This window comes from Roseateles sp. P5_D6, assembly GCF_054049415.1.
Genome location: NZ_JBFUMK010000004.1, coordinates 16,929 through 36,509, shown reverse-complemented (window position 1 = coordinate 36,509; position 19,581 = coordinate 16,929). Strand labels below are relative to the sequence as shown.

The following is a 19,581-nucleotide window of genomic DNA, read 5'->3' as shown; positions in this document are numbered from 1 at the left end:
ATCGATGACCACGCCCCCTTCGCCTCCTGCACTGAAGCTCTCTGGCCTCGAGCCCGTTGCCATCGATGCCGGCAGCCTGTTCGTCAACATCGGCGAGCGCACCAACGTCACCGGCTCCAAGGCCTTCGCCCGCATGATCCTCGCGGGCCAGTTCGAACAGGCGCTGGCCGTGGCGCGCCAGCAGGTCGAGAACGGCGCCCAGGTCATCGACATCAACATGGACGAGGCCATGCTGGACAGCCAGGCGGCCATGGTGCGCTTCCTGAACCTGATCGCCGGCGAGCCCGAGATCGCGCGCGTGCCGATCATGATCGACTCGTCCAAGTGGAGCGTCATCGAGGCTGGCCTCAAGTGCATCCAGGGCAAGGGCATCGTCAACTCCATCAGCCTGAAGGAAGGCGAGGTTGAGTTCAAGCGCCAGGCCAAGCTGGTGAGGCGCTTCGGCGCGGCCGCGGTCGTGATGGCCTTCGACGAGAAAGGCCAGGCCGACACCTTCGCGCGCAAGACGGAGATCTGCGAGCGGGCCTACCGCTTCCTCGTCGACGAGGTGGACTTCCCGCCCGAGGACATCATCTTCGACCCCAATATCTTCGCCATCGCGACCGGCATCGAGGAGCACGACAACTACGCCGTGGACTTCATCGAAGCCACGCGCTGGATCAAGCAGAACCTGCCCGGCGCCAAGGTGTCAGGCGGCGTGTCCAACGTGTCTTTCAGCTTCCGTGGCAACGAGCCGGTGCGCGAGGCCATCCACACCGTCTTCCTGTACCACGCCATCCAGGCGGGCATGGACATGGGTATCGTCAATGCCGGCATGGTGGGCGTGTACGACGACCTTGATGCCGAGCTGCGCGAGCGCGTCGAAGACGTGGTGCTGAACCGCCGCGCGGATGCGGGCGAGCGCCTCATCGAGATCGCCGACCGCGCCAAGAGTGCCGGCAAGGACGATTCGGCCCGCCTGGCCTGGCGCGCCGGCGATGTGAACCAGCGGCTGTCGCACGCGCTGGTGCATGGCATCACCGACTTCATCACCGAAGACACCGAGGAAGCCTGGCAGGCCATCCTGGCCAAGGCCGGCCGGCCCCTGCACGTCATCGAAGGCCCGTTGATGGCCGGCATGAATGTCGTCGGCGACCTGTTCGGCCAGGGCAAGATGTTCCTGCCGCAGGTGGTGAAGAGCGCGCGCGTGATGAAGCAGGCCGTGGCCCACCTGCTGCCCTATATCGAGGAAGAAAAGCGGCTGCTGATCGAGGGCGGCGGCGACGCCAAGCCCAAGGGGAAGATCGTCATCGCCACCGTCAAGGGCGACGTGCACGACATCGGCAAGAACATCGTCACGGTGGTCTTGCAGTGCAACAACTACGAGGTCGTCAACATGGGCGTCATGGTGCCGGCCCAGGACATTCTGCGCAAAGCCAAGGAAGAGGGCGCGGACATCATCGGCCTGTCCGGGCTGATCACGCCGAGCCTGGAGGAGATGCAGCACGTCGCGGCCGAGATGCAGCGCGACGACTACTTCGCTTCGCGCCACATGCCGCTGCTGATCGGCGGCGCCACGACCAGCCGCGTGCACACGGCCGTCAAGATCTCGCCGCACTACGACGGCCCGGTGGTCTACGTGCCCGATGCGTCGCGCGCCGTGGGCGTGTGCACCGAGCTGCTCAGCGACGACCGCGCCGCGGCCTATATCGCAGAGCTGAAAGCCGACATCGAGAAGACCCGCGAACTGCATGCCAACAAGAAGCAGACGCCGCTGGTGACGCTGGCTGCCGCACGGGCCAACAAGGCCGTGCTGGACCTGAGCCGCGTCGCGCCCGCCCCGAAGTTCACCGGTCGTCGTGTGCTGAAGAACCTGGACCTTGCGGAACTGGCCCGCTACATCGACTGGGGCCCTTATTTCCAGACCTGGGACCTGGCTGGCCCGTATCCGGCCATCCTTGATGACGCTGTCGTTGGCAGCGAGGCGCGCAAGGTGTTTGCCGATGCGCAGGCGATGCTGAAAAAGATCATCGACGGCCGCTGGCTGCAGGCGCATGCCGTCTTCGGCCTCTACCCGGCCGCGCGCGTCAACGAGGACGACATTGCCATTCGCAGCGAACCGCCCATGGTCTGGCACGGCCTGCGCATGCAGTCAGAGAGGCCCGTCGTCGAAGGAGTGAAGCGCCCCAACCGCTGCCTGTCCGATTTTGTTGCGGAAGAGGGCGACCACGTCGGCATGTTCGCCGTCACCGCGGGCCTGGGCGTCGACAAGAAGGAGGCGGACTTCCTCGCCACCCATGACGACTATTCGGCCATCATGCTCAAGGCCCTGGCCGACCGCCTGGCCGAGGCCGCCGCAGAGTGGCTGCACGAGCGTGTGCGGCGTGAGTTCTGGGGCTATGCGCCGGCCGAGTCGCTGAGCAATGCAGAGCTCGTGGCCGAGAAGTACGAAGGCATCCGCCCCGCGCCCGGCTATCCGGCCTGCCCCGACCACCTCTCCAAGCGCGACCTGTTTCGCGTGCTCGCGCCCGACGAGATCGGCATGGGCCTGACCGACAGCATGGCAATGACGCCAGCGGCCAGCGTCAGCGGCTTCTACCTGGCGCACCCTGACGCGGCGTACTTCAATGTCGGCCGCATCGGCGACGACCAGCTCGCCGACTGGGCCGTGCGCTGTGGCTTGGACGAGACCGAGGCGCGCCGCGCGCTGGCGCCGCTGTTGGGCTAGGTCGACACCCTGGGCCTGAAGCGGTTTCGTCCTACAGGGAGGGCCGCTGTAGGGGCGGCATGCTTCGGGTCATACCAACCACATCGGAGGCCCCATGTCGACCCCCATGAATTCCGTCAAGTCCACGCAGATCGTCGCCGGCGTCGCCGTCGTGCTGGCGCTGCTCGGTGGCGCCTATGCAGTGGGCCGGTCGCAGACGGTCACCAGTGAGCCGATTGCCGCGACGACACAGCAGCAGACCACCGCCGCACCGCAACGGCTGGCCAGTGCCGACCCGGTACGCCAGGCCCAGCCGGCGCCCGTGGTTGAAACCCAGGCCCCGCCCGCGCTGTGCGACAGCTGCGGCCGCGTGACCGACGTGCATACCGAGGCGCGCCGTGGCAAGGGCAGCGGCGTCGGTGCCGTGGGCGGCGCCGTCGTCGGCGGCCTGCTGGGCAATATGGTGGGTGGCGGCAACGGCAAGAAGCTCGCCACCGTGGCGGGCGCCGTGGGTGGCGGTTATGCCGGCAACGAGATCGAGAAGAACCAGAAGAGCTACAACGTCTGGATCGTGCAGGTGCGCGAGCGTGATGGCCGTCTGCGCCGCTTCGAGCGCAGCGCCGACCCGGGCCTGCGCGTCGGCGATGAGGTCAGGCTGACCGAGAACGGCTTCGTGCGCGCCTGACGCGACGCGAAGCCTGGGCAGGGCGGGTTCCAAGGAGTGATGCGATGAAGTTGCTGATTGCCACCGCGGCCCTGGCGGCCACCCTGTCCACTGCCGTGCGTGCCGAGGACAACCCCGCCCCGGTGCTGGCCATCCCGACGCAGGCTCAGCGCAACGCGCTCTGCGACGGCTGCTTGTGGGTGCAGGAAATCCACAGCGAGACCCGCAAGGGCAAGGGCAGCGGCCTGGGAGTCGTGGGTGGTGCCGTCATTGGCGGCCTGCTGGGCAACCAGGTGGGCGGCGGCACCGGCAAGAAGCTGGCGACCGTCGGCGGGGCTGCCGCTGGCGGCTATGCCGGTAATGAGGTCGAGAAGAACGCCAAGAAGTCCACCGTCTGGGTCGCGCAGGTCGTCGATCGCCACGGCCAGATGCACCGCGTCGAACTCGGCGCCGATCCCATGCTGAGGGCCGGCGACACGGTGCGCGAGCGGGACGGCCAGCTCGTCAGGCCCTGACGAGGCCCGCTACGACGCGTGCAACCGGTACTGATTGCGCCCCGCGCCCTTGGCGAGATACAGGGCCTGGTCGGCCCGGCCGAGCAATTCCTCGCCGCCGAGTTCGTCTCGCGGGTGAACGGCAATGCCGATGCTCGTCGCTATCGACAGTTCGCCGGCCGATGTGGCAAACGGCCGGTTGATGGCCTCGATGATCTTGCCGGCGACGATCTCGGCCTCGGTGGCAGCGCGCAGGCCTTCCAGCACGACGACGAATTCATCACCCGCCAGCCGGCCGACAAAGTCGGTGCCCCTGACCAGCTGCAGCAGCCGCCGCGCAAACTCGCGCAGCACCTCGTCGCCGACACCGTGGCCATGGCTGTCGTTGATGAGCTTGAACCGGTCGATGTCGAGGAACAGCAGCGCCGTGAAGCTCTGCGCCCGGTGGGCCCGCTTGATCACCGCGGCCAGCTGCTCGTTGAAGCTGTAGCGGTTGGGCAGCCCGGTGAGGGCGTCGGTGCGGGCCAGCTCGGCAAGCTGGCGCTCGAGCTGCCGGCGTTCGGTCACGTCCGTGCTGAGCGCATAGAGGCCGCGGACTGAGCCGTCCTCGGCGATGTCGGGCAGGTAGAGGTTGTGCAGCGAGCGGGCCGCGCCGGCCGCCGTGGATTCGACATGGAACTCGACACGCTCTCCGCCAAGCGCGCGCGCCAGGTGCTCGCGGCGCTGTTCGTACAGCGCCGCCGGCACGGCCTCCGCCACGGTCTTGCCGACGGTGGTGCGGTGATCCAGGCCTGTCCACTTGCTGAAGGTTTCGTTCAGGAACAGCAGGCGCTGGTCCTTGTCGATATAGGAAATCATCACCGGCAGGTTGTCGGCGATGTCACGCAACCGTTTCTCGCTTTCGGCCAGCTTTGCCTCGGCCTGGCGCCGCTCCGTGATGTCGAAGGAGACGGAATAGAAGCCCTGGACCTGGCCGGCCGCATCGACGTCGGGCACATAGCGTTGCGCGAAGTACAGGGTGCCATCGCCATGGGTCACGAAGGATTCGAACTGGCGGGGCTGCCCTTGCATCACGGCGTCGATATGGGGCTTGGCGATCTCCCACACCGCGTCTCCCCGGATCTCGCGGAAGGTCTGCCCCAGCAGCTCGGAGATGGGGCGCCGCAGCACGCGCTCGGCGGCCAGGTTGCCAAAGTCCGCGCGCAGGTCCTTGTCGAAGTGCGAGACCACAACGGGGATGTTGTCCGTGATGTCCTTCAGCCGATGTTCCGAAGCCTGGACGGCCAGCTCGGCGGCCTTGCGTTCGGTGATGTCCATCGACACCGAATAGAAGCCCACCACCGTGTCGAACGCGTCGCGCCTGGGTACATAGAGTTGATGGAAATGCCGCTGCGCCCCGGGCAGTGCCTGCGTGCTGTCGAACTCGACGGACTGACCCTGCAGCACAGCCTCGATGTGGGGTTGCAGTTGCCGCGCCCCGTCCTCGCCGCGCACGTCGCTGACATGCTTGCCGACAAGCGCTTCGGCCGGCACGCCGTAGATCCGCCCGGCCGTTGCATTGGCGAACACGATGCGGGCGCCGGCATCGAACTCGGTGATGAGCACGGGGACGTTGTCCGCAACGGCGCGCATGCGTTGCTCGGCTTCGCGCAGCTCGCCCGTGCGGCGCTGCAGGGCGATGGTCATGGCGTCAAAGCGGCGCTTGAGGGTGCCGAGCTCGTCCCGGGCCGTGCTGCCGAACAACGGCACCTGCTCGCCGCGCTCGAGGGCCTCGGTGGCCTGCGTGAGCAGGGCCAGCGGCCGCAGCACGCGGCGCACGCCAACACTGGCCAGCACGACCAGCAGCATGCTGAAGGCGACCACCGCGGCCATGGTGACCTGCTCGTGCACGTCCTCCGCGAGCCTGCGCGCGTCGCCAGCGTTGCGTGACCAGCGGAAGGCCGCGTCCGCCATGGCTTGGGTGTCGCCGAGCAGCAGCTCGAAGGCCTGGTCGTGGCGGCGGCGCTGGAAGTCGCTGTCTGGCGCGGCTGCCGTCTTCAGCGCGCGCTCAAAGAGAGCAGGCAGCCGGCCGGCCGCGTCTCTCAGCAACTCGACTTCGGCATGCGCCGATCCCTGAAGATCGGCGCCTGCCAGGTCACGCACGATGTTGGCGTGCCAGCTCTTCCATTCCGAGACCGAGAGCTCGTCGCGCTCGCGCTGGAACACGTAGGTCGCGCCGACCAGGCCCGCCACGTCGCGCGCCACCTGCTGCGCCCGTTGCTGCTGGGCTTCCGCGCGGCCTTCCAGCCGGGTGGCGGTCCACATCGCGACGATGGCCGACGTGCCCACCAGCGCGGCGACGGCCCCAGCGGCAATGAAGAGGGAGCGGATCTTCATGGTGGTGCAGGTCAGCGAGGCAGGCCGACGGCGTTGGGCAGCACGGCACGCAGCGGCGCGGCGTCGACCAAGGCGCGGTAATCGGCAGGCTTCCTGCCGGTGGCATAGCCCTCCCGCACCGCCCAGTTCGCCTGCGACTGCAGCGTGCGCAGCAAGGCCTCGTCCAGGGACAGCTCGGCGTGGGTGCGCTGCATCGACCAGCGCGCAAAGCCGGGCTCGACGCCCAGCCGGTTCACGAAGATGGCCTCGGCCCGGCGCGGCTGGGCGCGGATGAATTCGTTGGCGCGGTGGATGGCCTTGAGGAAGCGCTCCAGGTCGGGCCGCCGCGCCTTCAGGACGCTGGTCTGGACCACGAGGTTGAAGGTCTGCTTGTAGTCCCCGGATTCGCTCAGCACGACCCCGTCCGCGCGCGGGCTGTGCGCAGCCGCATAGGCAAAGGGCTGGAAGACGGCCACCGCATCCACCTGGCCGGCGGCCAGGGCGTCCAGCGCGCCCTCGGGCTGGACGGCGACCTGCAGGACGTTCTTGGGATCAACATCGTTGTTGAGCAGGAAAGTGTCCAGGAAGTATTGGGCCGAGGTGCCTTTGACGACGCCGACGCGCTTGCCGATGAGGTCGCGGGCGGCCTTGATGCCCGCGCTGCGGCGGGTGACCAGTTCGACGTCGCTGGATGTGCTGGAGAAGGTCGCGATGACGGAGAAATCGGTGCGCTCGAAGGATTCGAAGGCGATGGCGGTGTCGGCGGCCGTGCCGAGGTCGGCCTGGCCTTCGGCCATCAACTTCAGGCAGCGGCGGCCGCTGGGCGCCTCGATGGCCTTGACCGTCAGGCCTTCGGCCTCGAACAGCCCCTCGGACAGGGCCACCAGCACCGGCAGCGAATGCGGCGACCGGGACACCGCCACGGTCAGCGGCGCCGCGGTGACGGTACCTGCCAGCCATGCCACCAGCAATGCCAGCAGGCGTCGTGCGTTCAAGGCGAACCTCATCGTGTCAGCGTGACCGAGCCCGGGGCGAGTGACTGCAGCGGGCGGGCGTCGATCAGCTGCTGCATGGAAGGGACCGGTTCCGTCGCCTTGCCGTCCTGGCCCAGTTGCCAGCGGATCTGGCTGAGCATCGTCGCCGGCAGCGAGGTATGCAGGGCGAGCCGGTAGTCCTGTTCGGCCATCAGGCGCTGCGCCACCGCGGCGCTGACCTTCAGGTTGGCCGCCAGGATGGCCTGGGCCTCGTTGGGCGATTCGGCGATGAAGCGCTGGGCCTGCAGCAAGGCGCGCAGGACCTTCTCGAAACGCGGCCGGTCCCGTTCGACGGCGCGGGCCTGGGCCACGATGCAGAAGTGCTGGGTGTAGACATGGGCCGAGGGCAGGCGGACCGCATCGGCGCCAAGCCGCTCCTCGATGCGGGCCGCCTCCGGCTCCCACACGACGGCCGCGGCGACCTTGCCCTGCTGCACGAGATCGCCCAACGCGCCCGGCTCGGCGAAGCTCAGCTTGACGCGGTCGGGGTCGATGCCTTGATAGGTGAGCCAGCGGTCCAGGAAGTACTCGGCCGAGGTGCCCGCCACCGTGGCGATGCGCTTGCCGGCCATGTCCCGGCTCTCGCGCACGCCGGCGCGCCGGCTGGCGATGAGCTTGATCTGAGCGGTCGACTCGCCGATGGACGCCAGGATGGTGACGGCCGGTGTCTGCGCAGCCGTCATCGCGACGGCAAATTCGGCGCCCGCGGCGACTTCGGCGACGCCAGAGCGCAGCGCGGCCAGGCAGGCTTTGCCGCTGTTGCAGGGAATGCGTACGACGTCCAGCCCCTCGGCCTGGAACAGGTGCTGCTCGATGGCGACCAGCAGCGGCAGGGCGACCGGGCCGCTGGGCACGGCAATGCTGATCGTCGCGGCCTGCGACGGCACCGCGATCGCCGCCAGCAGCAGCGCGGTGGCCAGCCCGAGCGCCAGCCCGATGCGGCGGCGCATGGTCAGCCCGCCTGCCCGGGCAGCCCCCGGCGGAGCTGGATGGCTTCGGCGACATGGGCGCTGCCAATCGCCGCCGCTCCCGCCAGATCGGCCACCGTGCGGGCCACGCGCAGCACGCGGTGGAAGCTTCGCGCCGACCAGCCCAGGCGCTCGGCCGAGCGCTCCAGCAGGGCCTTGGCCGCGGGCTCCAGCACCGCATGTTCGGCCAGGTCCTGGGCCTGCAGCTGGGCGTTGGCCACGCCCTGGCGCGCTACGGCCCGCTCACGCGCTGCGGCGACCCGTTCCGCGACGACGGCGCTGGGCTCGCCCGGGGAGAGATCCTGCAGGTCGCGTGGCGGCACGGCAGCCACTTCGATGAGCAGGTCGAGCCGGTCGAGGAAGGGACCGCTGAGGCGGCCCTGGTAGCGTGAGACCTGGTCCGGCGAGCAGCGGCAGGCTTTCAGGGGGCTGCCCAGATGACCACAGGGGCAGGGGTTCATCGCGGCGACGAGCTGGAAGCGCGCCGGGAATTCGGCCTGGCGCGCGGCGCGCGAGATCAGGATGCGACCGGTCTCCAGCGGCTCGCGCAGGGCTTCCAGCGCGGCGCGGGGGAATTCAGGAAGTTCATCCAGGAAGAGCACACCGTGCTGGGCCAGCGAGATTTCGCCCGGCCGGGGCGGTGAGCCGCCGCCCACCAGCGCCACGCTCGACGCCGAGTGGTGGGGCGAGCGCAGCGGGCGCAGCCCCCAGCGCGCGATGTCGAACTGGCCGGCCAGGCTGAGCACGGCGGCGGATTCCAGCGCAGCCTCGTCATCCAGCGCCGGCAGCAGCGCGGACAGGCGTTGCGCCAGCATGGACTTGCCGGTGCCGGGCGGACCGACCATCAGCAGGCTGTGGCCGCCCGCCGCGGCGATCTCCAGCGCCCGCTTGGGGCCGGCCTGGCCCTTGATGTCGGCGAGATCGGGCAGGCCGCGTGCGGCCTCGCGGGTCAGGGCGATGGCGCGCGGCAGGGCTTCGCCGTCGGGCTGCAGGGCCGCCACCACGTCAAGAAGATGGCGGGCCTGCCGCACCACCAGGCCGTCGACGAGGGCCGCCTCGGCGGCGCTGGCCTCGGGGAGCAGCAGTTCTCGCTCGCCACCGTCCTGGCGCAGCGCCAGGGCCATGGCCAGGGCGCCGCGCACTGCGCGCACCTCGCCGGCCAGCGACAGTTCGCCCGCACACTCGAAACGCGCGAGCCTGGCGGCATCGATCTGGCCGTTCGCGGCGAGCAGGCCCAGTGCCATCGGCAAATCAAATCGGCCGCCTTCCTTGGGCAGGTCGGCCGGGGCCAGGTTCACCGTGATGCGCTTGTTCGCTGGGAATGACAGCCCGCTGTTCTGCAGCGCCGCGCGCACGCGCTCGCGGGCTTCCTTGACCTCGGTGTCTGCGAGCCCGACGACCGTGAACGACGGCAGGCCGTTGGCCAGATGGACTTCCACGGTGACCGGCGCGGCGGCGAGGCCATCGAGAGCGCGGCTGTAGACGGTGGCGAGACTCATTGAAGGTCGGCTGGCGGGGGTAGTTGACGCTGGCGGCTGCATTGATCGTGCCGGGGGCGGACGATCCCGGCATCAGTGCGGCTCCTGAGCCGGCGGGCCAGTCTAGCCGCCGGTCCGTCGCAGATCGGCCCGGTGCTTCTCCCAGGAATGCACCGTATAAGTGCCATCCAAACCGCACGAAGATCCAATTTGGTGCAAATGCCTGACTTGGGGGCGCGACCCGCCCAGATTCGTGCGGGGTGACAAGGTGTGACGCTTGGCACGGAAGCTGCAAATACCCCGCCGGATCGAAACCCCCCACTTTTTTACTCAGGAGCTCCCCGCCATGAAGTTGTCCCCTTCGCTGCTCGTTCTGGCACTGGCCGCGGCCGCTCTGCCTGCGTTTGCCGATGAGCCGGCGCCAGCGCCGGACCCGTTGTCGTTCAACGTCGGCGTCGTCAGCGAATACCGCTACCGCGGCATTTCCCAGTCGCGCCTGAAGCCGGCCCTGCAAGGCGGCCTGGACTACGCCGCGCCGAGCGGTTTCTACGTGGGCGCCTGGGCGTCGACGATCAAGTGGATCAAGGACGCGGGCGGCGACGGCCAGGTCGAGGTCGACCTGTACGGCGGCTACAAGACCGAAGTCGCCACGGGCCTGACGCTGGACGTCGGCGTGCTGCAGTACTACTACCCCAGCAACAAGCTGTCCACCAGCGCCAACACCTTCGAAATCTACGGCGCACTCAGCTACGGCCCCGTGACGGCGAAGTACTCCAACACCAACGGCACCAACCTGTTCGGCGTGCCGGGCACCAAGTACAGCGGCTACTTCGACGTGTCGGCCAATTTCGACCTGGGCGATGGCATGACGCTGACGCCGCACATCGGCCATCAGACGATGCGCCACGTGCCCGCCGGCTCCTACTCCGACTACTCGCTGACGCTGGCCAAGGACTTCTCCGGCCTGGTGCTGAGCGGCGCCGTGATCGGTACCGATGCCGACAAGAGCTTCTACGCCAGTCCCGCCAACGGCAAGTTCATGGGCAAGACCATGCTGGTTGTCGGCCTGAAGAAGACCTTCTGATTACTGGAGAGCGACATGAAATTGATCACTGCCGTCATCAAGCCCTTCAAGCTCGACGAGGTGCGTGAGGCCCTGAGCGCCATCGGCGTGCAGGGGCTGACGGTCACCGAAGTCAAAGGCTTCGGGCGCCAGAAGGGCCACACCGAGCTGTACCGCGGCGCCGAATACGTCGTCGACTTCCTGCCCAAGGTCAAGATCGAGGCCGCCGTGAACGACGACGTCGTCGAGCGCGTCATCGAGGCCATCGAGTCCTCCGCCCGCACCGGCAAGATCGGTGACGGCAAGATTTTCGTGTCGCCGCTGGATCAGGTCGTACGCATCCGCACCGGCGAAACCGGCAACGACGCGCTCTGAAGCGCGTCCATAACAACCGTTTGGAGATCACTCAAATGAAGAAACTCCTCGCCGGCCTTGCGCTTGCCGCCGGCCTGCTGGCGCCGGCCGCCTGGGCCCAGGAAGCTGCTTCGGCGCCTGCCGCCGCCGTGGCGGCCACGGCTGCTCCCGCAGCTTCCGCAGCCGATTCTGCCGCCTCCGCGCCGGCTGATGCAGCCTCTGCCCCGGCCGCTGCCGTGCCCAACAAGGGCGACACCGCCTGGATGCTGCTGTCCACGCTGCTCGTCATCATGATGACGGTGCCTGGCCTCGCGCTGTTCTACGGCGGCCTGGTGCGCAGCAAGAACATGCTGTCGGTGCTGATGCAGGTCATGGTCGGCTTCTCGCTGATCGTCGTGCTGTGGGTGCTGTACGGCTACAGCTTCGCGTTCACCGAGGGCAATGCCTTCATCGGTGGCACGGATCGCCTGTTCATGAAGGGCATCTGGGACAACGTCGCAGGCACCTTCGCCACCGGCGGCACCTTCAGCAAGGGTGTGCCGATGTACGAGATGGTGTTCGCCGTCTTCCAGGCCACCTTCGCCGGCATCACCGCCTGCCTGATCATTGGTGCCTTCGCCGAACGCATCAAGTTCTCGGCGGCCCTGGCCTTCCTGACGCTGTGGTTCACGTTCAGCTACCTGCCGATCGCCCACATGGTCTGGTTCTGGATGGGCCCGGATGCCTACTCCGCCAAGGAAGTCGCCGATGCGATGAACGCCAAGGCCGGCTATATCTGGCAAATGGGCGCGCTGGACTTCGCSGGCGGCACGGTGGTGCACATCAACGCCGCCGTTGCGGGCCTGGTGGGTGCCTTCATGATCGGCAAGCGCGTCGGCTACGGCAAGGAGCAGTTCACGCCGCACAGCCTGACGCTGACCATGGTCGGTGCCTCGCTGCTGTGGGTGGGCTGGTTCGGCTTCAACGCCGGCTCGGCACTGGAAGCCAACGGCTTCGCGGCTCTGGCCTTCATCAACACCTTCGCTGCCACGGCTGCCGCCGTGCTGGCCTGGTGCGTGGGTGAAGCGCTGCTCAAGGGCAAGGCCTCGATGCTGGGTGCTGCCTCGGGTGCCGTCGCCGGCCTCGTGGCCATCACGCCGGCCGCCGGCAACGTCGGTATCGGTGGCGGTCTCGTCATCGGCATCGTCGCCGGCTTCGCCTGCCTGTGGGGTGTGTCGGGCCTGAAGAAGCTGCTGGGTGCGGACGACTCGCTGGACGTCTTCGGCGTGCACGGTGTTGGCGGTATCGTCGGCGCGCTGCTGACCGGTGTGTTCGCCTCGCCCAACCTGGGTGGCCCCAGCGCCATGGGTGACTGGGTCACGGCGACCATGATCACGCCGGCCGACTTCTCGATCGGCGCGCAGTTCTGGATCCAGGCCAAGGCCGTCGGCATCACCATCGTCTGGTCGGGCATCGTCTCGCTGATCGCCTACAAGCTGGTCGATATGACCATCGGCCTGCGCGTCACCGAAGAGGAAGAGCGCGAAGGTCTGGACATCTCGTCGCACGGCGAGACGGCCTACCACAAGTGATCCCGGGGACCGGCGCCAAGCCGGCCCCTCTTTCACGCCAGGCCGCCCCTCGGGGCGGCTTTTTCTTGGCCCCTGCGGACCCGCCGTTATGCTGGCCCGTATGGATGTCATCACCCTCCTCGGGGCGGTGCTGGTCAACGCGCTGTTGATGAGCCTGGCGCTGGCCGTCGGCGTTGGGCTGCGCACCCGCAGCGGCTTGCAGGCCTGGCAGTTCATGCTCCTCGGCCAGGCATTCGGCTTCGGCCTGTTGATTGGCGCCACCTTTGGCGCACCGCGCCTGCTGGCGACGCTCGGGGTCATGGCGCTGAGCGGGTCGGCCTCGGCCACGGTGATCACGGCCTGTCGTTTCCTGGGGTTGAGGGCCTCACGGCGCTGGCTGCTGGGTGCGCCGCTGGGGCTGGGCGTCGTGCATGCCCTGGTCTTCAGCGACCTCGGCGTCGCCACCGGCCTGACCAACCTGACCATCGGCGCCCAGATCATCTGGGCCAGCGTGCTGCTGCTGCGCGGCGCGGGCGGCATGCGCTGGCGCTGGTTGTGCGGCGGCGCTGCGCTGGCCAACGGCGCGATGACGCTGGCCCGCGGCTGCCTGGCGCTGGGCTGGCCCGAGATCTATCCGCGCTTTCTCACGCCCAATCCGCTCAACATCGGCTCGATGATGCTGCTCAACGCCAGCCTCGTGCTCGGCACCATGGGCTTTTTGCTGGCTCATCGTGACGCGGCCGAGCAGGCCCTGGTGCGGCTGGCCTCGCTGGACACGTTGACCGGCCTGCTGAACCGCCGCGAATGGATGAACCGCGCCGGCCGGGCGCTGGGGATCGGCGCCACGAGGGAGGCGGCTCCCGTGCTGATGATGCTGGACCTGGATCACTTCAAGCGCGTCAACGACGAACGCGGCCACCCGGTCGGCGATGAGGTGCTCAAGCTCACCGGCGAGGTGCTGCGCGGCGAACTGCGCGCCAGCGACCTGGTCGGCCGCTACGGCGGCGAGGAGTTCTGCCTGCTGCTGCAGCACTGCGAGCCCGAGGCCTTCGGCCGGTTGGACTCGCGCCTGCACATGGCACTGACGCGACGCTGTGAGGCGAGCCTGGGCTTCATCGTCGACTTCAGTGCCGGCGCCGTGCGCGTCCAGCCCGGCGAGGCCCTGGCCGCTGCCATCAAGCGGGCCGACGATGAGCTCTACCGGGCCAAGCACGCCGGGCGCGGGCGCACCTCCTGCGCGGGCGGCGTCTTGTGATCCGTCCGGTCGCCCCCAGGTGGGTCGACCTGCAGAAGCTGCAAACGAACACCGCACGCCCGCTCATCTCGCCGCAACGCCGCCACTCGGCGTTGCAAAACTTGCCGTAGCCCCCAGCTACGGCGGCGTTTTGCGCCTTGATTGGCGACGCTGCGGCGGTCTGCTCGGCCGCGCAGAGTCCATTCACAGCTTCTGAGATCATTCGGCCATGGTTCCCCATCTGATCACCGCCCTCAACGGCCCCATCAATGAGCTGGAGGCCCGCATCCTGGAATCCATGCCGGCCACGGAACGCTGGTTCAGGCTGGAATGGATGGAGCACACGCCGACCTTCTACGCCTCGGTGGACCTGCGCAATGCCGGCTTCAAGCTGGCGCCGGTCGACACCAACCTCTTCCCCGGCGGCTTCAACCACCTCACGGCCCAGATGCTGCCCCAGGCCGTGCAGGCCGCCATGGCGGCCATCGAGAAGATCTGCCCCGAGGCGCGCAACCTGCTGGTCATTCCCGAGACCGGTGCGCAGTGCAGCTTCTACCTGGACAACCTCGCCACGCTGGCCCGCATCTTCACGCAGGCCGGCCTGAACGTGCGCTTCGGCACGCTGGACACCAGCGTCACCGAGCCCACCGAGCTGCGCATGCAAAACGGCGAGACCCTGGTCGTCGAGCCCCTGGTGCGCAAGCGTGGTCGGCTGATGCTCAAGGGCTTCGACCCCTGCACCATCCTGCTCAACAACGACCTCTCGGCCGGCACGCCGCCGCAGCTGATGGGCTTGCATGAGCAATACCTGCTGCCGCCGCTGCATGCCGGCTGGACGGTGCGGCGCAAGAGCCAGCATTTCCGCGCCTATGAGGAAGTGGCCAAGCGCTTCGGCAAGCTGCTCGGCATGGACCCCTGGCTGATCACGCCCATGTCCAGCAGCGTCGACCTGCACGGCAAGAAGGGCCTGGAGGCGCTGCAGACGGCGGCCGACGCCCAGCTGACCAAGGTGCGCCGCAAGTACAAGGAATACGGCATCAACGAGAAGCCCTTCGTCATCATCAAGAGCGACGTGGGCAGCTATGGCAAGGGCGTCATGACCGTGCGCGACGCCAAGGACATCGAGGGTCTGGCTGCAGCGCTGCCCGAGAACCTGGGCCAGGAGGTCATCGTGCAGGAGGGCGTGCCCACCCACGAGCGCGTGCACGAGGCCGTGGCCGAACCGGTCGTTTACATGATGGATCGCTACGTCGTCGGCGGCTACTACCGCGTGCATGCCCACCGCGGCATCGACGAGAGCCTCAATGCCCCGGGCGCCAGCTATGTGCCGCTGGCCTTCGCCGACTCACCTCATCTGCCGCGCCCCGGCGAGAAGCCTGGAGCGAGCGCGCCCAACCGCTTCTACATGTATGGCGTCATCGGCAGGCTGGCCATGCTGGCGGCCAGCTATGAGCTGGAGGCGACCGATCCGCAGGCGGAGGCGGAAGCCGCCTGAGCGGGCAACTTTCGGCAGGGCGCGGCCTTTGATCTAGGCTGGCGGTTTCGCGCAAACCGCTGCCCCAGATGAAGATCTACCGCCTCGCCGCCCTCGTTCTGTCCCTTCAGTTGGCCGGCCTTGCCGGTGCCGCCCCGCATTCCGGCCTCGACCTCACCGGCATCGACCGCGCCGTGCGCCCGCAGGACGACCTGTTCCGCGCCGGCAACGGCCATTGGCTGTCCACCACCGAGATCCCGGCCGACAAGTCCTCCTTCGGCATGGTGGCCCAGCTGCGCGACCTGTCCGACCAGCGCGTGCGCGCCCTCGTCGAGGGACCGGCCCAGGCCAAGCCCGGTTCGGCGGAACACAAGATCGGCGCCTATTACGCCAGCTTCATGGACACGGCTGCCATCGACAGGGCCGGCCTCGCGCCGATGAAGCCGGTGCTGGACGGCATTGCCGCCCTCCAGACCCGCCAACAGCTCGCCGCCTGGCTGGGGCGCCAAAACGGCGTCATCGACCAGCCGCTGACGATGGTCGTCGATGCCGACTTCAAGCAGCCCGGCATCAACCGCCTGACGCTGAACCAGACCGGCCTGGGCCTGCCGAACCGCGACTACTACCTGAAGGACGACGCCCGCATGGCCGCCGCCCGCACGGCCTACCAGACCTATCTGCAGGTGCTGGCCGGCGCGGCCGGTCTGCCGGAAGGCGCCGCTGCACGCGCTTACGCCTTCGAGCAGCGTCTGGCCGAAGCCCAGTGGCCGGCCGAGGAAAACCGCGACCCGCAGAAGATCTACAACCCGATGACGCCGGCGGAACTGGCCGCCAAGGCGCCGGGCCTGGACTGGGCGGCCCTGCTGGCGGCCGCCGGCGTGCCGGCGCCCGACCGTGTCATCGTGGCCCAGCCCAGCTATGCCGCGGCCGCCGCCCAACTGATGGCCGAGGCGCCGCTGGAGGATGTGCGCGCCTATCTCGCCCTGCGCGCGCTGGATCTGGGCGCCGATGTGCTGCCCCAGCCGCTGCGGGAGGCCCGCTTCGCCTTCCGTGGCACCGCGCTGAGCGGTGCCAAGACCGAGCAGCCACGCTGGCAGCAGGCCGTGGCCGACCTGAACAACGCGCTGGGCGAGGCGGTCGGCGAGGCCTATGTGAAGCGCAACTTCCAGGCCGCCGACAAGGCCCGCATGCTCAAGCTGGTCAACAACCTGATGGCCGCCTATGGCGAGTCCATCGACGGCCTGGGCTGGATGACGCCCGCCACCAAGGCCAAGGCCAAGGACAAGCTCTCCAAATACCTGGTCAAGATCGGCTACCCCGATGTCTGGCGCAGTTATGCCGCGCTGGACGTGAAGGTGGGAGATCCGCTGGGCAACCGCCAGCGCGCCGCGCAGTTCGAATGGCAGCGCCAGGTGGCCAAGGCCGGTAAGCCGGTCGACAAGCGCGAATGGGGCATGACGCCCCAGACCGTCAACGCCTACTACAACCCGACCTTCAACGAGATCGTCTTCCCGGCCGCCGTGCTGCAGCCGCCGCTGTACAACACCCGCGCCGACGACGCGGTCAACTACGGCGCCATCGGGGCCGTCATCGGCCACGAGATCAGCCATGGCTTCGACGACGAGGGCAGCCAGTTCGACGGCGACGGGGCGCTGGCCAACTGGTGGACCGATGCCGACCGCCAGGCTTTCGAGAAGGTCGGCGAGCGCCTGGTGGCCCAGTACGCCGCCTACGAGCCCATTGCGGGCAAGCATGTGAACGGCAAGCTGACGCTGGGCGAGAACATGGCCGACCTGTCCGGCCTGCAGATCGCCTACAAGGCCTATCTGCGCTCGCTGGGCGGCAAGCCGGCCCCGGTCATCGACGGCCTGACCGGCCCGCAGCGCTTCTTCATGGGTTGGTCGCAGGCCTGGCGGGAGAAGATGCGCGAGCCGCGCCGCCTGCAGCAACTGACGGCCGACCCGCACTCGCCGGCGGAATTCCGCGCCAATGGCGCCGCCGTCAACCACGACGGCTTCCACGAAGCCTTCAAGACCCAGGCCGGCGACAGGATGTTCAAGCCCGCGGAGGCGCGCATCCGCATCTGGTGAGAGGGTCGCCCGCGCTTACGCCTGCAGAGGGGCAGGCGTCAAGCCTCGGAACCATGGTTTTGCTGCGCTGCACAAAAACCCAAAACCGGGCGCAGAATCCCCTCTTTCGAACAACAAAAGCCACTGCTCAAGCCAGTGGCCTTCGCGAAGTGAGTTCTTCTCATGCGGCCCGCAGCCCCTCGGCGCTGGCGGGTCTGACCCTCGGGGCCCTCGGAGTGGTCTATGGCGACATCGGCACCAGCCCGCTGTATGCCCTCAAAGAAGTCTTCCATGGCGGTCATGTCAGCACGACGCCCGAGAACATCCTTGGCGTGCTGTCCCTGCTGTTCTGGACGCTGACCGTCGTCGTTTCGATCAAGTATGTGCTGCTGATCCTGCGCGCCGACAACAACGGTGAGGGCGGCCTCATCGCCATGCTGGCGCTGGCCACCAATGCCGTGAACGACAAGCCGCCGCTGCGCCGCACGCTGATGCTGGTCGGCCTGTTCGGCACGGCCATCTTCTTTGGCGACGCCGTCATCACGCCGGCCATGACGGTGCTGGGCGCCGTCGAGGGCATCGACGTCTATGAGCCGCATCTGCACGACGCCATCCTGCCGATCACGCTGATCGTCATGGTCGGCCTGTTCGCCGTGCAGCGCTTTGGCACCGGCGGCATCGGCAAGGCCTTCGGGCCCATCATGATGCTGTGGTTCCTGACGCTGGTGGCCCTGGGCCTGCCGCACATCTTCGAGAACCCGCGTGTGCTGGCGGCCGTCAATCCCGTCTATGCGCTGCACTTCTGCCTCGAATACCGCTGGGTCGCCTTTGTCGCCCTGGGCGCCGTCGTGCTCGTCGTCACGGGCGGCGAGGCTCTGTATGCCGACCTGGGCCATTTCGGCAAGAAGCCCATCCGCATCGCCTGGTATGGCGTCGTCATGCCGGCCCTGGTGATCAACTATTTCGGCCAGGGCGCCATGCTGCTGGACAACCCCGAAGGCGTGAAGAACCCTTTCTTCCTGCTGGCACCCGGCTGGGCCGAGATTCCCCTCTTCCTGCTTGCCACTGGCGCGGCCATCGTTGCGTCGCAGGCCCTGATCACGGCGGCCTTCTCGGTCACCAAGCAGGCCATCCAGCTCGGCATCCTGCCGCGGCTGCGCGTGCTGCACACCAGCGTGCGCGACATCGGCCAGATCTACGTGCCCTTCATCAACTGGGGCCTGTTCAGCCTGGTGATCCTGGCCGTCGTCTTCTTCGGCTCGTCCACCAAGCTGGCCGGGGCCTACGGCGTGGCCGTCACCATCGACATGACGATCACCACGGTGATGACCTTCTTCGTCATCCGCTACGGCTGGAAATACCCGCTGGCGCTGTGCATCGCGGCCACGGGCATCTTCTTCCTCATCGACGTCACCTTCCTCGCGTCCAACCTACTCAAGGTTGCCGCCGGCGGTTGGTTCCCGCTGTTGATCGGTATCGGCATGTTCACGCTGATGCTGACCTGGAAGCAGGGCCGCAAGCAGCTGTCCGACAAGCTGCGCGAGGACGCCATTGAGCTGGACACCTTCCTCGATGCCGTCTTCATCAACCCGCCGACCCGCGTGGCCGGCACGGCCGTCTTCCTGTCGTCCGAGAAGGGCTCCACGCCCAATGCGCTGCTGCACAACCTCAAGCACAACAAGGTGCTGCACGAGCAGAACGTCTTCGTCACCGTCAAGCACCATGAGGTGCCCTGGGTCGGCTTCGAGAAGCGCTGCGAGGTCGAGGCCCTGGGGCACTGCTGCTGGCAGGTGGCCCTGCACTTCGGCTTCAAGAACGAGCCCGACGTGCCCGAGGCCCTGGCCCTGCTGAAGAAGCATGGCGTGCAGCTCGACGAGATGGAGACCAGCTACTTCCTGAGCCGCGACATCGTCATCCCGACCATCGGCTCGGGCATGGCGCTGTGGCGCGAGAAGCTGTTCGCCAGCATGCACCGCAACGCGGCCGCCGCGGCCGACTTCCTGCACCTGCCAACCAACCGCATCGTCGAGCTGGGCAGCAAGGTCGAGATATAGGCCCACCCCCTACGCGCTTCGCGCGCCCCCTCAAGGGGGCACTGCCAGTGGCCCGGCAGAGCCGGTTCCACGGCAGTCGCGCGAGGGTGCGTCCGGCTGCGCCG

The 19,581-nt window shown here is 68.1% G+C and carries 14 protein-coding genes; 10 read left to right on the top strand and 4 right to left on the bottom strand.

What is annotated here, in order from left to right:
- Window positions 1-4: 4 nt before the first annotated feature.
- The 3 genes from metH (at window position 5) to ACXJKM_RS05980 (ending at window position 3,865) form a co-directional block, all read left to right on the top strand.
- Entirely contained in the window at window positions 5-2,707 is a 2,703-nt protein-coding gene (gene metH, locus ACXJKM_RS05990) for a methionine synthase (protein WP_457350950.1), read from the top strand.
- Window positions 2,708-2,801: 94 nt separating this feature from the next.
- Window positions 2,802-3,371, top strand: a complete 570-nt coding sequence (locus tag ACXJKM_RS05985; RefSeq protein ID WP_056192176.1) for a glycine zipper 2TM domain-containing protein — start codon at window positions 2,802-2,804, stop codon at window positions 3,369-3,371.
- Between the two features lie 44 nt (window positions 3,372-3,415).
- A complete protein-coding gene (locus ACXJKM_RS05980) occupies window positions 3,416-3,865 on the top strand; it encodes a glycine zipper 2TM domain-containing protein (protein WP_457350948.1) in 450 nt (149 codons plus the stop codon).
- Between the two features lie 9 nt (window positions 3,866-3,874).
- Here ACXJKM_RS05980 and ACXJKM_RS05975 read toward each other — a convergent pair whose 3' ends face one another.
- The 4 genes from ACXJKM_RS05975 to ACXJKM_RS05960 are packed head-to-tail and all read right to left on the bottom strand — an operon-like array spanning window position 3,875 to window position 9,700.
- Window positions 3,875-6,220, bottom strand: a complete 2,346-nt coding sequence (locus ACXJKM_RS05975) for a diguanylate cyclase domain-containing protein (RefSeq protein WP_457350946.1) — start codon at window positions 6,218-6,220, stop codon at window positions 3,875-3,877.
- Between the two features lie 11 nt (window positions 6,221-6,231).
- Window positions 6,232-7,194 (bottom strand): ABC transporter substrate-binding protein, encoded by a 963-nt coding sequence (locus tag ACXJKM_RS05970; RefSeq protein ID WP_457350944.1) that lies wholly within the window; start codon window positions 7,192-7,194, stop codon window positions 6,232-6,234.
- 8 nt (window positions 7,195-7,202) lie between these two features.
- The gene (locus ACXJKM_RS05965) at window positions 7,203-8,183 is read right to left on the bottom strand and encodes an ABC transporter substrate-binding protein (protein ID WP_457350942.1); all 981 of its coding nucleotides are present in this window, start codon (window positions 8,181-8,183) and stop codon (window positions 7,203-7,205) included.
- A 2-nt stretch (window positions 8,184-8,185) separates the two neighbouring features.
- Complete coding sequence (locus ACXJKM_RS05960) at window positions 8,186-9,700, bottom strand: YifB family Mg chelatase-like AAA ATPase (protein WP_457350940.1); 1,515 nt, start codon at window positions 9,698-9,700, stop codon at window positions 8,186-8,188.
- Window positions 9,701-10,025: 325 nt separating this feature from the next.
- On the opposite strand from ACXJKM_RS05960, the gene ACXJKM_RS05955 reads away from it, so the two are divergent.
- From ACXJKM_RS05955 to ACXJKM_RS05925, 7 genes are all read left to right on the top strand, one after another.
- Window positions 10,026-10,763 carry a TorF family putative porin gene (locus tag ACXJKM_RS05955; protein WP_056192317.1) on the top strand — a complete coding sequence of 246 codons (738 nt, stop codon included), beginning with the start codon at window positions 10,026-10,028 and terminating at the stop codon, window positions 10,761-10,763.
- Window positions 10,764-10,778: 15 nt separating this feature from the next.
- Complete coding sequence (gene glnK / locus ACXJKM_RS05950; protein WP_056192325.1) at window positions 10,779-11,117, top strand: P-II family nitrogen regulator; 339 nt, start codon at window positions 10,779-10,781, stop codon at window positions 11,115-11,117.
- A gap of 35 nt (window positions 11,118-11,152) precedes the next feature.
- Window positions 11,153-12,667, top strand: coding sequence for an ammonium transporter (amt, locus tag ACXJKM_RS05945; protein WP_457350938.1), 1,515 nt, complete (start codon window positions 11,153-11,155; stop codon window positions 12,665-12,667).
- An 88-nt stretch (window positions 12,668-12,755) separates the two neighbouring features.
- Window positions 12,756-13,901, top strand: a complete 1,146-nt coding sequence (locus tag ACXJKM_RS05940; RefSeq protein WP_457350936.1) for a GGDEF domain-containing protein — start codon at window positions 12,756-12,758, stop codon at window positions 13,899-13,901.
- A gap of 208 nt (window positions 13,902-14,109) precedes the next feature.
- Complete coding sequence (gene gshA, locus ACXJKM_RS05935; protein ID WP_056192333.1) at window positions 14,110-15,375, top strand: glutamate--cysteine ligase; 1,266 nt, start codon at window positions 14,110-14,112, stop codon at window positions 15,373-15,375.
- 68 nt (window positions 15,376-15,443) lie between these two features.
- On the top strand, window positions 15,444-17,444 hold the full coding sequence (locus ACXJKM_RS05930; RefSeq protein WP_457350934.1) for a M13 family metallopeptidase: 2,001 nt from the start codon (window positions 15,444-15,446) through the stop codon (window positions 17,442-17,444).
- 149 nt (window positions 17,445-17,593) lie between these two features.
- Window positions 17,594-19,477: a potassium transporter Kup gene (locus tag ACXJKM_RS05925; RefSeq protein WP_056192339.1), complete on the top strand. Its 1,884-nt coding sequence runs from the start codon at window positions 17,594-17,596 to the stop codon at window positions 19,475-19,477.
- Window positions 19,478-19,581 lie beyond the last annotated feature (104 nt).